Origin of the sequence: Pseudomonas silesiensis (assembly GCF_001661075.1) — a bacterium.
GTDB classification, from domain to species: domain Bacteria; phylum Pseudomonadota; class Gammaproteobacteria; order Pseudomonadales; family Pseudomonadaceae; genus Aquipseudomonas; species Aquipseudomonas silesiensis.
Genome location: NZ_CP014870.1, coordinates 5,574,203 through 5,588,195, shown reverse-complemented (window position 1 = coordinate 5,588,195; position 13,993 = coordinate 5,574,203). Strand labels below are relative to the sequence as shown.

Here is a 13,993-nt window from a genome sequence, read left to right as displayed (position 1 = left end):
CTCGTTATTGTTCTTGCTCGGGCTCACGCGTTACGGACGGTCAGGGAATGCGCCTCAGCACTCCACCCAGCTCACCGCCAAACCGCCCCGTGAAGTCTCTTTGTATTTGTCATGCATGTCGGCGCCGGTATCGCGCATGGTGCGGATCACCCGGTCCAGGGAAATGAAGTGTTTGCCGTCGCCGCGCAGGGCCATTTGCGTGGCGTTGATCGCCTTGACCGCGGCGATTGCGTTGCGCTCGATGCAGGGCACCTGCACCAGGCCGCCGACCGGATCGCAGGTCAGGCCGAGGTTGTGTTCCAGGCCGATTTCGGCGGCGTTTTCCAGTTGTTCCGGGGTGGCGCCAAGCACGTCTGCCAGGCCGGCGGCGGCCATCGCGCAAGCCGAGCCGACTTCGCCCTGGCAGCCGACTTCGGCGCCGGAGATCGACGCGTTTTTCTTGCAGAGGATGCCGACCGCGGCAGCGCCCAGGAAGAATGCGACCACGTCGTCGTCCGACGCGTCCGGGTTGAATTTCATGTAGTAGTGCAGCACCGCCGGAATGATCCCGGCCGCGCCGTTGGTCGGAGCCGTGACCATGCGTCCGCCGGCGGCGTTTTCTTCGTTCACGGCGAGGGCGAACAGGTTGACCCACTCCATGGCCGACAGGGTCGAGGTGATGACATTCGGCTTGCCGATTTCCAACAGACTGCGATGCAGTTTCGCGGCGCGACGCGGGACATTCAGACCGCCGGGCAGGATGCCTTCATGAATCAAGCCTTGCTCGACGCACTCGCGCATCACCGACCAGATGTGCAGCAGGCCCTGGCGGATTTCGCTTTCGCGGCGCCAGGCCAATTCATTGGCCATCATCAACTCGGAAACCCGCAACCCATGCTGGTTGCAGAGCTTGAGCAGTTCGGCGGCGCTGGAAAAATCGTAGGGCAGCACGACATCGCTGGCCGGCGCAATGCCGGATTCGGCTTCGGCCGCCTCGATGATGAAACCGCCGCCGATCGAGTAATAGGTTTGCTCCCACAGCTCTCCGGTGTCGCCGAAGGCGGTCAGGGACATGGCGTTGGGGTGATAGGGCAGGCTCTCGTCCAGCAACAAAAGATCATGCTGCCAGCTGAAGTCGATGGTGGTTTTGCCGGCCAGGTTTAGCTCGCCGGTTTCGCGCAGGGTCTGGATCCGGCTATCAATGGACGCGGGATCGATGCTGTCGGGCCATTCGCCCATCAGGCCCATGACACAGGCGCGGTCGGTGGCGTGACCGACGCCGGTCGCCGACAGGGAGCCATAAAGACGAATTTCTACCCGCCGTACGTCGTTCAGCAAATGCTGGTCAATCAGGGCCTGGGCGAAGGTCGCGGCGGCGCGCATCGGACCGACGGTATGGGAACTGGACGGACCGATGCCAACTTTAAAAAGATCAAAAACACTGATAGCCATGCTAAAGCCTATACAAGCAATGGAGGAGAAATCGCTGCCATTTTTGTAGGACAAGCGCAATCTCGGCGATACTGCCTCCCTCGGTCCTACATGACCAACGAAACTTCCTAAGACAGCCTTTAGCAGGACTAAACGATGAGTCGTCAATTACACGCCCAGACTTATGTCTGGCTGCACGTGTTTTCTTGTGCCGCGCGGCACTTGTCGTTCACCCGATGCGCCGAAGAACTGCACATCACACCGGGTGCGGTCAGTCAGCAAATCCGACAGCTGGAGGAGCGGCTGGGTTTTCGCCTGTTCCATCGTCGTGCGCGCGGGGTGGAATTGAGCGCCGAAGGCCAGCGACTGGCCATCACCGTCAACGAGGCTTACGGCAGCATCGATGCGGAATTACGCCGACTGGACGCGGGAATGATCAGCGGGATTTTGCGGCTGCGCTCGATCCCCTCCTTCCTGAGCAAGTGGCTGACTCCGCGGTTGCCGCGTTTGCAGCAGCGTTTCCCGGATATTCAATTACGCCTGGTGGCCGAGGACAGCAGCGTGCCCTTGCACGAGGGCGACTTCGATTTGGCCATCGACCTGAACGACGGCAGTTATCCCGGCTTGTTATCCACAACCCTGCTCGACGAGCAGATCTTTCCGGTCTGTGCCCCGGGTTTGTTGCGTGGTCGCCCGCCGCTGCATGGCCCGGCGAACCTGGTGCACTTTCCGTTGCTGCACGACATCACCGCCTGGCGCGGCAGCTACGAGTACGCGGAATGGGAGTTCTATCTCAATGCCATCGGTTTTGAAGGCGCGGACGTCCGGCGCGGGCATACCTTCAATCGCAATCACCTGACCATCGAGGCGGCGATTGCCGGCATGGGCGTGGCGATTGCGCGGCGAACGCTGCTCAACGATGAGCTGGAGCGCGGGACGCTGATCGTGCCGTTTGGCCTGGCGGTGCCCAATCACAAGCGGTACGTGCTGCTCTATGCGCCGGGCGCGCTGAGTCATCCGGGCGTGCGTGCGGTGCATGACTGGCTGGTGGAAGAGGCGGGGATGTTTCGGAGCCTGCACCCGCTGGGGGAGGGGCAGGTGTGAGCCGTTCGGGACATCGGAGCGACGCGACCCAACTCCCGACCTTAGCAGCGCTTTTACCGGTTGTCCGACTTTTTTTGCAAATCCATATTTATCTTTATTCAGGGGTTGAATTGTTTCGCGCGCACACCGATTGTGTAAGTAAGAGGTCACGGTGATGACGCCCAAGGGCCAGCCGATGTGCCTCTCGCGAGCTAGCTGAAATAAGGGATGAACTATGCAAATCCAAGTCAACAGTGATAACCATATTCAAAGCAGCATCCGACTGGAGGAGTGGGTACGTACTACCATTGAGAGCACGCTCGAACGTTATGAAGAGGACCTGACCCGTGTCGAGGTCCACCTGCGGGACGAAAACGGCGACAAGCCCGGACCGCACGACATGCGCTGCCAGCTGGAAGCGCGGCCAAAAGGCCACCAACCGATTTCCGTAACCCATAAAGCCGACTCCCTGGAACTGGCGATCGACGGGGCGGCCACCAAACTGGAACATGCGCTGGATCACCTGTTCGGCAAACTGCGGGGCAAACCACGTGCCGCGGTGGTGCCGTTCGAGAGGGGGGCACACGCAGATGTGCTTCTGGAAGAAGAGTTTCTCGAGAACGAACAGGCTGCGCAAAACGGCTGAAGCCTGATTCACTTTTACCGTCCCACACAGAACGGGCCTGCTAATGCAGGCCCGTTCGCGTTTGTGCGCCCTGCATGATCGTGACTTGTCTTTCAAAACGCCTAGGCTCCGCTGATCGAGAGTGACGATCTCATCGGATCTGTTTTGCGTATGAGAATATTTATCATTAATATTGCGACCTTGCAGGTCCCGTGACTTCACGCGATCCCACCCTCGCTCCAAGGTCGATACATGAAAGGCAAAAGTCTCCCCGTTTCCTATCGACTGGCGGTCACTTCGCGGGTGCTGGCCGCGGTGCTGGGCGGTTACGTCGTGGCTGCGCTGGCCAGTGTCAGCCTGGGCCTGTGGTTGCCCATGGCCCGCGCCGAAGCCGTGGTGATCGGGATGATGACCTCGTTTCTGGCCTACCTCGTCTCGGTGCTGTGGTGTTTTGCCTGTCGCAGCGCATGGCAGGCCTGGCTGGGACTGATCGTGCCGAGCCTGGTGCTGGCAGCGTTGTCGGGCCTGGCGTATTGGGTGGGCCATTGATGAAAGAGGGGTTTCGCCAGGCCATGGCCTGGCTGCACACCTGGGCCGGGTTGATCTTCGGCTGGCTGCTGTTCGCCATTTTCCTGACCGGCACCCTGGCCTATTTCAAGGATGAGATCAGTCACTGGATGCAACCGGAAATTCCCGCCCGCTCCGTGACATCCGAGGCCAGCCTGACGCTGGCCCAGCAGTATCTGCAGCAGCACGCCGCCAGTGCTTCGCGCTGGCTCATCGATTTGCCCGATGCGCGGGAGCCCGGCCTTTCGGTGCGGTGGCAGCAAGCCCCGGCCAAACGTGGCGAGCGGGGTCAGTTCACCGAGAAACGCCTCGACCCGCAAACCGGCGCCGAAGTGCAGGGCCGGGAAACCAGGGGCGGCGACTTCTTCTATCGCTTCCATTTCCAGCTGCAGATGCCGTACCCATGGGGCCGTTGGTTGTCGACCATCGCCGCCATGGTGATGTTCGTCGCATTGATCAGCGGGATCATCACCCACAAGAAAATTTTCAAGGACTTCTTCACCTTCCGCCCGCGCAAAGGCCAGCGTTCCTGGCTCGACGGGCACAACGCCGTGGGGGTGTTGGTGTTGCCGTTCCACCTGATGATCACCTACAGCAGTCTGGTGATTTTCATGGCGATGGTGATGCCGGCAAGCATTCTTGCTTCGTACAAGGGCGATGTGCGGGTGTTTTACGATGAGGTATTTCCGGCCGCCAATACGCCTGAGCCCGCGGGTAAACCGGGTCAGTTGGCAGCGATGGCGCCACTGCTGGAACAGGCCCGCGAATTATGGTCGGGCGGTGGGGTGGGGCGGCTGACGGTCAATAATCCGGGGGATGCGAATGCCACGGTCGTGCTTTTCCGGGATGGCGCCGACCGCGTGGTCCACGACTTCGGCAGTGCGCTGACCTTCAATGGCGTCACCGGCCAGATCCTTGGCTCGACGCCGGAACAGCGGTTGCCCATGGCGATCTCCGGAGCCTTTTACGGTTTGCACATGGGCCACTTCGCCGGCCCGGTCTTGCGCTGGCTGTACTTCATTTGCGGGCTGGCAGGCACGGCGATGATCGGCACCGGGCTGGTGATCTGGCTCGGCAAGCGTCAGCTCAAACATGCGAAAAGCGCGGTGATGCCCTTCGAGTTGCGGCTGGTGGAAGTGCTGAACATTGCCAGCATGTCGGGGCTGTTGCTCGCGGTGGCGGCGTTCTTCTGGGCCAATCGCTTGCTGCCGGTCGACATGGCGGGGCGCGCGGATTGGGAGGTGAACAGTTTCTTCATTGTCTGGGGCTTGAGCGTGCTGCATGCCATGGCTCGCCGTGGTCGTGCGGCGTGGGTCGATCAATTGGCGCTGGCAGCGTTGCTGTTTTGCGCGGTGCCGCTGTTGAACGCCATGACCACGCCCTATCACTTGGCTGTCACCTTGGCGCAGGGTGACTGGGCCTTGGCCGGTTTTGATCTGACGTGCCTGGGCAGCGGGGTATTTCTCGCCTGGGCTGCGTGGAAAATGCAGCGCTCGGGGCACGTTCGAAGTGTTATCCGAACCCCGCGTGGGCAATCGATCGCCCTTGAGCGAGGGGCGCACTGATGTTGCTGGGCTTTTTGCTTTGCTATGGCGGGTTCACCGCGCTCTGTTTGTCGATGGATCGGCATCACACCGAACTGCTGGGCCGCACACCCTCGTTCCGACGCCGCCAAGGCATGCGCATCACTGGCTGGCTGTTACTGGCCTTGTCCTTGTGGGCGGCGGTATCGGCGGCGGGTTGGGGACTGGGGCTGGTGCAATGGTTTGCGGTGCTGATGCTCAGTGGGTTGCTGCTGGTGCTGTTGCTGCCGTATCGCCCGCGCCTGGCCCTGTCGTTGGCCGGGGTGAGCCTGCTCGCCAGCCCCGTTGCCGCGTTTGCGCAGTACTGACCGGATGATCACCCGCCCTCCGGAATCCCGCGATGATGAGCATCGGGGCGCCCGTGCGCATTTCCTCCAGGTTTTTCTATCCCAGCGCTCGCAAATGGAAGCGCTGGTGAGTCGGCGCGTCGGTTGTCGGGCGACGGCGGCGGACCTGGTGCAGGATTTGTTCCTGCGCTTCTGGCGCCGGCCGCTGGTGCAGGTCGAAGAACTCAGCACCTACCTGCTGCGGTGCGCCGGCAACATCGCCATCGACCATTTGCGCAGCGAAGGCACGCGGGTACGGGTCAACGAAGGCTGGAGGCCGGATGCGCCGGACAGTCACGGCAGTGAACCGCAAGCCGCACTCGAGGCGGGCAACGATTTGCGTCACGTCGAAGCCGCGTTGCGCGCCTTGCCCGAGCGCACCCGCCAGATCTTTTTGCTCAACCGCATCCACGGGCGTAAATACGCGGAAATCGCCAAGGCCATGGGTTTGTCCCAAAGCGCCGTGGAAAAACATATGATGCGCGCCCTCGAAGCCTGCAAGGCCAGCCTTCGCGAACCCCCACCGCGCACGCCAGGGAAAGCACCGTGAACACTATCGAACGCGTCACCCCGACGCCGGCTCAGGAGCAGGCGGCATTGGCCTGGCTGAGTCTGTTGCATGACCAGCCCGACAGTAGCGATCAGGCCGCCTTCAGCCACTGGTTGCAGGCGGACCCCGCCCATGCCGAGGCGTATGCCCAGGTACAAGTGATGTGGGAGCTGACCGAAGCACCGGCGAGAACCCTGGCCGATGAAGACGCCCTGGCCTTGCAGGGTTACCTCAACGCCATGAACCGCTCGCGCCGGCCCGGCGTGCGGCGTTGGTCCGGTGCGTTGGCAATGGCGGCGTGCCTGGTGTTGATGATCAGCCTCGGCGCGGGCTGGCAGCCGTCGCGCTGGGTGGATGACCTGGGGGCAGACTATGTCTCGGCGCCGGGGGAAATCCGCACCGTCACCCTGGCGGATCAGTCGCAAGTCACCCTGGATGCCGACAGTGCGATTGCCGTGGATTTCAGTCGTGGCGAGCGGCATGTCCAGTTGCGTCGCGGTGCCGGATTTTTCAACGTAACGCACACTGGCGATCCGTTTGTGGTGGACGCTGAAAAGGGGCAGGCGCGGGTGCTGGGCACGCAGTTCGAAGTCCGCCTGCAACCCCACGGCGCGCAGGTCACGGTGTTGTCCGGGCGGGTTGGCGTCACGGCGGATAAACAGGCCGGGCAACAGATTCTCACGGCCGGCCAGCAAGTGGCTTATGGCGATGGTTTGGCGGAAAAACTCCACAGCGTCGACAGCGAAGCACAGTTGGCCTGGCGTCAGGGTTGGCTCAATTACTACAAGGCGACACTGGCCGAGGTGGTGCAGGACCTGGGGCGTTATTACCCGGGGCGGATCCTGTTGCTTGACGATGAACTGGCGGCACGGCGGGTCAGTGGCAGTTTTCCGAGCAAGGACCCGCAGGCGGTGTTGAGTTCGTTGCAGGGGGTGTTGGGGTTTGAGCAGCACACTTTGGGGCAACTGATCATTTTGCGGTGAGACTGCTGGCCTCTTCGTCGGAACGCCGCCCGGAGCAAGCCCGCTCCCACATTTTGACCGAGTTCTCTCAGAGGAATGCGGTCCAAATGTGGGAGCGGGCTTGCTCCGGGCGGCGTTCCGACGAAGACGTCGGATCAAACACCATATCTCTCCAATAAAAATATTTTCAACTTTCTTGTGAGGTAAACCCGATCCCAATCCGTGTAGTGACTGAAACTGCGATTCATTCGCATCCCGTAGGTTCCACACAGGTCATGAGCAATGAAGTCCAGGGCAAAATCGGGTTTGGTCAAACAATGGTTGGGTGTATCTGCGTTGAGCTTTTCGACGCTGGCGTTGCTGCCGTTGAGCGTGGCGCTGGCAGCTGAGGCCGGCACTGACCAGCAGCGTACCCAATTCAGCTTTGCGCTGGCCGCCAAACCACTGCCCCAGGCCTTGAGCGATTTCAGCCGGGTCACCGGCATCAGCGTGGTCTACACCGATGAGGCGCCCTACGCCATCACCGCGCCGGCCGTCAGCGGGCAGATGAGTGCCGAGCAGGCGCTGCAGCGATTGCTCGGCGGCTCGGGTTTCACCTTCCGTCGCACCGACGGCCACACCCTGGTCCTGGAACCCTTGCCCAGCGAAGGCACCCTGAACCTGGACGCGACCACCATCACCTCGGTGATGGATCAATCCATGAGCTACCAGCCGCCGCCCACCAGTTCGGTGATGCGCTCCTCGGCCTTGCTCCAGGAAATCCCCCAGACCGTCAACGTGATCCCGGCCCAGGTCATTCGCGATCAGGCTCCCCGTAACCTGGACGATGCGCTGGCCAACGTCAGCGGCATCACCCAGGGCAATACCTTGGGCAGCACCCAGGATTCGGTGATGACCCGCGGCTTCGGCGACAACCGCAACGGCTCGATCATGCGCGACGGCATGCCGGTGGTGCAGGGCCGTGGGCTCAATGCCAGTGTCGAGCGCATTGAAGTGCTCAAGGGCCCGGCGTCCTTGCTCTACGGCATCCAGGACCCGGGCGGTGTGGTGAACATGGTCAGCAAGAAGCCCGAGCTAGAGCAATACAACGCAGTGACCCTGCGCGGCTCGACCTATGGTGAAGGCAAAAACGGCAGCGGTGGCGGCCTCGACAGCACCGGCGCCCTGGGCGATACCGGGCTGGCGTATCGCATGATCCTGGACCATGAGGACGAAGATTACTGGCGCAACTACGGCACCCATCGCGAGACGCTGGTGGCGCCGTCCCTGGCCTGGTTCGGTGAAAGCACCACGCTGTTGTTCGCCTATGAACACCGCGAGTTCCTGACCCCGTTCGACCGTGGCACGGTCATCGATCCGCGTGACAACCATCCGCTGGACATCTCCCGTGATCGTCGCCTGGATGAGCCGTTCAACAACATGGAAGGGCGTTCGGACCTGTATCACTTCGAGGCCGATCACGCGCTCAACGATGACTGGAACGCCCACTTCGGCTACAGCTGGAACCGCGAAACCTACGATGCCAGCCAGGTGCGCATCACGGCCATCGACACCAACGCAGGCACGCTGACCCGGAGCATGGATGGCACGCAGAACGCCATCAGCACCGACCGCTTCACCACCGTCAGCCTCGAAGGCAAGGTCAAGGTTGCGGGCATGCAGCATGACCTGGTGTTCGGCATCGATGACGAGTACCGCAAGATTTACCGCGAAGACCTGATCCGCCAGAAAAGCCTGAGCACCTTCAGCTACACCAACCCGGTTTACGGCCGCGAGGTCGCCGGCACCACCGTCAGCCCGGCCGACAGCGCCCAGACTGATAAGCTGCGCAGCGATTCGGTGTTCGTGCAGGACTCGATCCACCTCACCGACCAGTGGATCCTGGTGGCTGGCGCACGCTTCCAGGAATACGACCAGTACGCCGGCAAAGGCGTACCGTTCCAGGCCAACACCGACAGCAATGGGCAGAAATGGGTACCGCGCGCCGGCCTGGTTTATCGCTACACCGATGAGTTGTCGTTCTACGGCAGCTACACCGAATCCTTCAAGCCCAACTCGACCATCGCCCCGCTGAGTGGCAGCACTACCGTGCTCGACGGCAGCATCGCACCGGAAGAAGCCAAGTCCTGGGAAGTGGGGGCCAAGCTCGATATCCCTGGCCGGGTGACCGGCAACGTCGCGCTGTTCGACATCAAGAAGCGCAATGTGCTGGTGGCCAACTCCGAAGGCCCGGTGACGCTCTACAGCGCGGCCGGCGAAGTACGTTCCCGTGGCCTGGAAGTCGATTTGACCGGCCAGCTGAGCGACCGCTGGAGCATGATCGGCAGCTATGCCTATACCGATGCCGAGGTCACGCAAGACCCGACCTACAAAGGCAAGAAACTACAGAACGTCGCCAAAAACACTGGCTCGCTGTCGGCGGTCTATGACTTCGGCACTGTCATCGGTGGTGATCAGCTGCGGGTCGGCGCGGGTGCGCGGTATGTGGGAGAGCGGGCGGGTAACGCGGTGAACGATTTCGACCTGCCGAGCTACACGGTGGCCGATGCATTTGCCAGCTACGACACCAGGGTTGAAGGGCAGAAGGTCAAGTTTCAGCTGAATGTGAAGAACCTGTTTGACCGTACTTATTACACCTCGGCGGCGAGCCGGTTTTTTGTGTCGATGGGGGATGCGCGGCAGGTGACGTTGTCCAGCACCCTGGAATTCTGACGGTAGACCGCGTCATCGTTCTTCGCGGGCAAGCCTCGCTCCTACAAACGACCGGGTTGTTTGAATGAATGCGATCACTGTAGGAGCGAGGCTTGCCCGCGAAGGCGGCCTGACAGGCGCCGAAAATCCTGGGTCTAGCGCAAAAACGCCTGCCGATATTCCCCAGGCGTCCCGCCCAGCGCCTGACGAAACCGGTTGGTAAAATGACTGGCACTGGCAAACCCGCACGCCAACGCGATGTCCCCCAACGGCTGTGATGTTGTGCGTAACAACTCCTGCGCCCGGTTCAGTCGGCGAGCCAACACATACTGATGCGGCGGCAAGCCGAAACTCTCCCTGAACATCCGCGCAAAGTGATACTCCGACAGCGCGCACAACCCCGCCAGTTGCCCCAGGCTGATGGCTTCTGCCAGTTGGCTGTCGACGAACTCGACCAACTGCCGACGCTGATGCGCCGCCAATCCACCCTTGAGCCGCAAGCCCTCGCGCATGCCGACCTGGCCGAGCAACACGTGACTGAGCATCTCATGGGCCAGGCTGCTGGTGAGCAGGCGTTCGCCGGGCTCCTGCCAATTGAGCGTGATCAACTGCCGAAAGCGTCGGGCTTGTTGTGGGTCATCAAGGAAGGTGCTTTCCCGTAGCTGAAGTTCGCGCGGTTCACGGTCCAGCAGCGTGACGCAGCCGAGGGCAAACTGCTCAGGGCTGAAATAAACATGGGCGAGGCGAATGTCGCCGTTGATCACCCAGGCTGACCGGTGTTCGGCCGGCAGGATGCACAGCTTGTCCGGGCCGCCCTTGGTACCGGGCCGGTCGCGGCGATAAGTGCCGGTGCCGCCAGCGATATAGCACGACAGCGTGTGGTGGCTCGGCGCTTCGTAATCCTGAGCGTCGTGATGGTTGCTCCACAAGGCTGCAGCCATGCCGTCACCGAGCTCGGCGCTGTGCTCGAGGCGAGCATTGGGCGAGCGGTTGAGGGCTTGAAACACGTGCAGGCTTTCCAGTGCGGGCATGATCGGTTCTCTCCAACGCCTTGCATCCTACTCCGTAGAGGTTGACCTGCCAGCCCGTGGGCCGATAAAAGCGCAAGTTTATGCAAGTGCGAAAAGGTTTGGCGCAGGACACTGGGGCACCTGACCAGGCAATGACCTGTGGCGAGGGAGCTTGCTCGCTCGCCCAGAAGCGAACAGCGTTGCCCCACCCCGGAGCCTTTGTCATGAACCTTTCGTTGTACTTGCTGACCGTGCTGATCTGGGGCACCACCTGGATTGCCCTGAAATGGCAACTGGGCGTGGTGGCCATCCCGGTGTCGATTGTCTATCGCTTCGGCCTCGCCGCGCTGGTGCTGTTTGTGATGTTGCTGCTCAGCCGCAAGCTGCAAGTGATGAATCGCCGCGGGCATCTGATCTGCGTGGCGCAGGGGCTGTGTCTGTTCTGCATCAATTTCATGTGTTTCCTCACCGCCAGCCAGTGGATCCCCAGCGGCCTGGTGGCGGTGGTGTTTTCCACCGCGACGCTGTGGAACGCCTTCAATGCGCGGGTGTTCTTTGGCCAGAAAATCGCGCGCAATGTGCTGATGGGCGGTGCGCTCGGGTTGCTCGGGCTCGGCCTGTTGTTCTGGCCTGAACTCGCCGGTCATACCGCCAGCCCGGAAACCTTGCTCGGGCTGGGTCTGGCCTTGTTCGGCACCCTGTGTTTTTCGGCCGGCAACATGCTGTCGAGCCTGCAGCAGAAAGCCGGCCTGAAGCCGCTGACCACCAATGCCTGGGGCATGGCCTATGGCGCAGCGATGCTCTCGGCCTGGTGCCTGGTCAAAGGCATTCCATTCGATATGGAGTGGAATGCCCGTTACATCGGCTCGTTGTTGTACCTGGTGATTCCCGGTTCAGTCATCGGTTTCACTGCCTATCTGACGCTGGTCGGGCGCATGGGCCCGGAGCGGGCCGCCTATTGCACGGTGCTGTTCCCGGTGGTGGCGCTCAATGTGTCGGCTGTTGTCGAGGGTTATCAGTGGACCGCCCCGGCGCTGGCAGGCCTGGTGATGGTTATGCTGGGGAACGTACTGGTTTTTCGCAAACCCGATGCGAGAGGCAAACCGATGACGGGCAAGTTGGCGTGAGCCGACAGTGATTATTTATCATTTGGCAGTACCAGGTATATCAGCGCGAAGAACATGTATTGAATGTTGCTTCGTGCCCAGTCAAAGGCATTGCGCTGAGCGGAATACTCCACGTCGAACCATTCGTTAAGTATGATGACGTACAAAATGTAGTAAACGAAAATGGCGGTGGTCAAACCGACTATGGCGAACTTTTTGGCCTCGTGAAAGTCGTTGCGTGGCGCATTGATTTTCCTATAAAGATGAAAAGTCCCGTACAGACAACTGAATGTGAATATGACCTCAAGCGTTATGATCGCCCAGTAAAAACGGTGGTGGAACAGGGTCGAAGTGACAGCCCTGTAACGTCGGGAATCATTGCCCACAGTATCGCTCATACTGATGATTCGCCCGATGTACTCTGTGTATGCCGCATAGTCGGTAAAGTTATTGATAAGGGTGGCTATACCGAAGAGCGCCGCCATCAAGACAATCAGTACTTTGCTCCGTCTGATGGCACAGACAGTGGTGAAATGATTCATTCAAGTGATCTCCAAATATCCGTTTGGGTACTGCTTCCATATTTTTCCAAGTTTATAACGTTTGTGAATAAGTCCAATAAGGAACTCAGTTGCAAGTTATGTCTTCTGGCGATGGATATCGCTACATCGCCGAGAAATCGACTGGGGAGGTCGTTGTCAGTTGCCAAGCATTGAAGTGGCCATTATGGAGATGGCACGTCCATCCGGACGTGCCGTGGTGTTTTCAGCCCTTCCAGACCTGTGGGTTGACCAGGTCCTGCGGGCGCTCACCCAGCAAGGCGCTACGCAAATTGCTCAGGGCCCGATTGGCCATCGCTTCGCGGGTTTCATGGGTCGCAGAGCCGATGTGCGGCAACGTGACAGCGTTCTTCAATTGGAACAGCGGCGATTCGGCCAGCGGTTCTTTCTCATAGACATCCAGCCCCGCGCCCCGAATACGGTTGTTCTGCAGGGCTTCGATCAACGCCGGCTCGTCGACGACCGGACCGCGCGAGATGTTGACCAGAATGGCGCTCGGTTTCATCAGCGCCAGTTCGCGGTGGCTGATCAGGTGTCGGGTCTTTTCGCTGAGCGGCACCACCAGGCAGATGAAATCGGCTTCGGCCAGCAATTGGTCCAGGCTGCGAAACTGTGCGCCCAATTCGTGTTCCAGTTCGGTCTTGCGGCTGTTACCGCTGTAGAGGATCGGCATGTTGAAGCCCAGGCGCCCGCGGCGGGCAATGGCGGCGCCGATGTTGCCCATGCCGACGATGCCCAGGGTCTTGCCGTGTACATCGCATCCGAACAACGGCGCGCCGACGGTGGCTTGCCATTGGCCGGCCTTGGTCCAGGCGTCCAGTTCCGCAACGCGCCGGGCACTGCTCATGAGCAGGGCGAAGGCCAGGTCGGCGGTGCTTTCGGTGAGGACGTCGGGGGTGTTGGTGAGCATGATCCCGCGTTCGTTGAAGTAGGCGACATCATAGTTGTCGTAGCCGACCGAGACGCTGGAGACGACCTCCAGTTTGGCGGCATTTTCCAGCTGGGCGCGACCGAGTTTGCGACCGACACCGATCAGGCCGTGGGCGTGGGGCAGGGCTTCGTTGAACTGGGCATTGATGTCGCCGTTTTTCGGATTCGGCACGATGACGTCGAAGTCCTGCTTGAGGCGTTCGATCATTGCCGGGGTGACGCGGCTGAAGGCGAGGACGGTCTTTTTCATGGGGGGAAGGGCTCGTCGGGCTTGGTGAATGCCAAGCACGCTAACATTCTTCCCGGACGTTGTGCGAGTACCTGAATGCGTCGGATGTACGCATTCCCTGTAGGAGCTGGCTTGTCGGATCGCCGCACCGCAGCGAAGGCGTCCTTGAGTCTTGTGGCGGCCGTGATGACGCCTTCGCCGGCAAGCCGGCTCCTACAGGGGATTGGTGTTGTTTAGCGATTTTATGTTCGCTGAAAATCAACTGTAGGAGCTGGCTTGCCAGCGAAGGCGTCCTGTCAGTCACATCAATGCTGGATGTGCCGCCGTCTTCGCTGCGGTGCGGCGATCCGACAAGCCGGCT

General features: G+C 60.9%; 13 protein-coding genes. 9 read left to right on the top strand and 4 right to left on the bottom strand.

Going from position 1 to position 13,993, the window contains the following annotated elements:
* Window positions 1–54 precede the first annotated feature (54 nt).
* Window positions 55–1,431: an L-serine ammonia-lyase gene (locus PMA3_RS24785; RefSeq protein WP_064679659.1), complete on the bottom strand. Its 1,377-nt coding sequence runs from the start codon at window positions 1,429–1,431 to the stop codon at window positions 55–57.
* 135 nt (window positions 1,432–1,566) lie between these two features.
* Here PMA3_RS24785 and PMA3_RS24780 point away from each other — a divergent pair, with 135 nt between their 5' ends.
* From PMA3_RS24780 to PMA3_RS24745, 8 genes are all read left to right on the top strand, one after another.
* Window positions 1,567–2,514: a LysR substrate-binding domain-containing protein gene (locus tag PMA3_RS24780; RefSeq protein ID WP_064679658.1), complete on the top strand. Its 948-nt coding sequence runs from the start codon at window positions 1,567–1,569 to the stop codon at window positions 2,512–2,514.
* A 214-nt stretch (window positions 2,515–2,728) separates the two neighbouring features.
* On the top strand, window positions 2,729–3,139 hold the full coding sequence (locus PMA3_RS24775) for an HPF/RaiA family ribosome-associated protein (RefSeq protein ID WP_059403312.1): 411 nt from the start codon (window positions 2,729–2,731) through the stop codon (window positions 3,137–3,139).
* 231 nt (window positions 3,140–3,370) lie between these two features.
* Entirely contained in the window at window positions 3,371–3,667 is a 297-nt protein-coding gene (locus PMA3_RS24770) for a DUF3649 domain-containing protein (protein WP_064679657.1), read from the top strand.
* Complete coding sequence (locus PMA3_RS24765) at window positions 3,667–5,250, top strand: PepSY-associated TM helix domain-containing protein (RefSeq protein WP_064679656.1); 1,584 nt, start codon at window positions 3,667–3,669, stop codon at window positions 5,248–5,250. Before PMA3_RS24770 ends, PMA3_RS24765 begins: the two co-directional genes overlap by 1 nt.
* Window positions 5,250–5,576 carry a DUF3325 domain-containing protein gene (locus tag PMA3_RS24760; protein ID WP_064679655.1) on the top strand — a complete coding sequence of 109 codons (327 nt, stop codon included), beginning with the start codon at window positions 5,250–5,252 and terminating at the stop codon, window positions 5,574–5,576. The genes PMA3_RS24765 and PMA3_RS24760 overlap by 1 nt, the downstream gene beginning before the upstream one ends.
* A gap of 4 nt (window positions 5,577–5,580) precedes the next feature.
* On the top strand, window positions 5,581–6,144 hold the full coding sequence (locus PMA3_RS24755; protein ID WP_064679654.1) for an RNA polymerase sigma factor: 564 nt from the start codon (window positions 5,581–5,583) through the stop codon (window positions 6,142–6,144).
* Window positions 6,141–7,127 (top strand): FecR family protein, encoded by a 987-nt coding sequence (locus tag PMA3_RS24750; RefSeq protein WP_064679653.1) that lies wholly within the window; start codon window positions 6,141–6,143, stop codon window positions 7,125–7,127. The genes PMA3_RS24755 and PMA3_RS24750 overlap by 4 nt, the downstream gene beginning before the upstream one ends.
* A 261-nt stretch (window positions 7,128–7,388) precedes the next feature.
* Window positions 7,389–9,818, top strand: a complete 2,430-nt coding sequence (locus PMA3_RS24745; protein ID WP_064679652.1) for a TonB-dependent siderophore receptor — start codon at window positions 7,389–7,391, stop codon at window positions 9,816–9,818.
* Between the two features lie 134 nt (window positions 9,819–9,952).
* Here the strand turns inward: PMA3_RS24745 and PMA3_RS24740 are convergent, their stop codons facing one another.
* Window positions 9,953–10,828, bottom strand: a complete 876-nt coding sequence (locus tag PMA3_RS24740; RefSeq protein ID WP_064679651.1) for an AraC family transcriptional regulator — start codon at window positions 10,826–10,828, stop codon at window positions 9,953–9,955.
* Between the two features lie 203 nt (window positions 10,829–11,031).
* Between PMA3_RS24740 and PMA3_RS24735 the strand changes: the two genes are divergently transcribed.
* Window positions 11,032–11,934, top strand: coding sequence for a DMT family transporter (locus PMA3_RS24735; protein WP_064679650.1), 903 nt, complete (start codon window positions 11,032–11,034; stop codon window positions 11,932–11,934).
* An 11-nt stretch (window positions 11,935–11,945) separates the two neighbouring features.
* Here PMA3_RS24735 and PMA3_RS24730 read toward each other — a convergent pair whose 3' ends face one another.
* Both PMA3_RS24730 and PMA3_RS24725 read right to left on the bottom strand, forming a co-directional pair.
* Window positions 11,946–12,455, bottom strand: coding sequence for a DUF2165 family protein (locus PMA3_RS24730; protein WP_064679649.1), 510 nt, complete (start codon window positions 12,453–12,455; stop codon window positions 11,946–11,948).
* 223 nt (window positions 12,456–12,678) lie between these two features.
* Window positions 12,679–13,653 carry a 2-hydroxyacid dehydrogenase gene (locus tag PMA3_RS24725; protein ID WP_064679648.1) on the bottom strand — a complete coding sequence of 325 codons (975 nt, stop codon included), beginning with the start codon at window positions 13,651–13,653 and terminating at the stop codon, window positions 12,679–12,681.
* Between the last annotated feature and the right edge of the window lie 340 nt (window positions 13,654–13,993).

Bases quoted from the DNA above. Each gene is read 5' to 3' on its own strand.
- PMA3_RS24785 (WP_064679659.1), bottom strand. From the start codon at position 1,431: ATGGCTATCAGTGTTTTTGATCTTTTTAAAGTTGGCATCGGTCCGTCC.
- PMA3_RS24780 (WP_064679658.1), top strand. From the start codon at position 1,567: ATGAGTCGTCAATTACACGCCCAGACTTATGTCTGGCTGCACGTGTTT.
- PMA3_RS24775 (WP_059403312.1), top strand. From the start codon at position 2,729: ATGCAAATCCAAGTCAACAGTGATAACCATATTCAAAGCAGCATCCGA.
- PMA3_RS24770 (WP_064679657.1), top strand. From the start codon at position 3,371: ATGAAAGGCAAAAGTCTCCCCGTTTCCTATCGACTGGCGGTCACTTCG.
- PMA3_RS24765 (WP_064679656.1), top strand. From the start codon at position 3,667: ATGAAAGAGGGGTTTCGCCAGGCCATGGCCTGGCTGCACACCTGGGCC.
- PMA3_RS24760 (WP_064679655.1), top strand. From the start codon at position 5,250: ATGTTGCTGGGCTTTTTGCTTTGCTATGGCGGGTTCACCGCGCTCTGT.
- PMA3_RS24755 (WP_064679654.1), top strand. From the start codon at position 5,581: ATGATCACCCGCCCTCCGGAATCCCGCGATGATGAGCATCGGGGCGCC.
- PMA3_RS24745 (WP_064679652.1), top strand. From the start codon at position 7,389: ATGAAGTCCAGGGCAAAATCGGGTTTGGTCAAACAATGGTTGGGTGTA.
- PMA3_RS24740 (WP_064679651.1), bottom strand. From the start codon at position 10,828: ATGCCCGCACTGGAAAGCCTGCACGTGTTTCAAGCCCTCAACCGCTCG.
- PMA3_RS24735 (WP_064679650.1), top strand. From the start codon at position 11,032: ATGAACCTTTCGTTGTACTTGCTGACCGTGCTGATCTGGGGCACCACC.
- PMA3_RS24730 (WP_064679649.1), bottom strand. From the start codon at position 12,455: ATGAATCATTTCACCACTGTCTGTGCCATCAGACGGAGCAAAGTACTG.
- PMA3_RS24725 (WP_064679648.1), bottom strand. From the start codon at position 13,653: ATGAAAAAGACCGTCCTCGCCTTCAGCCGCGTCACCCCGGCAATGATC.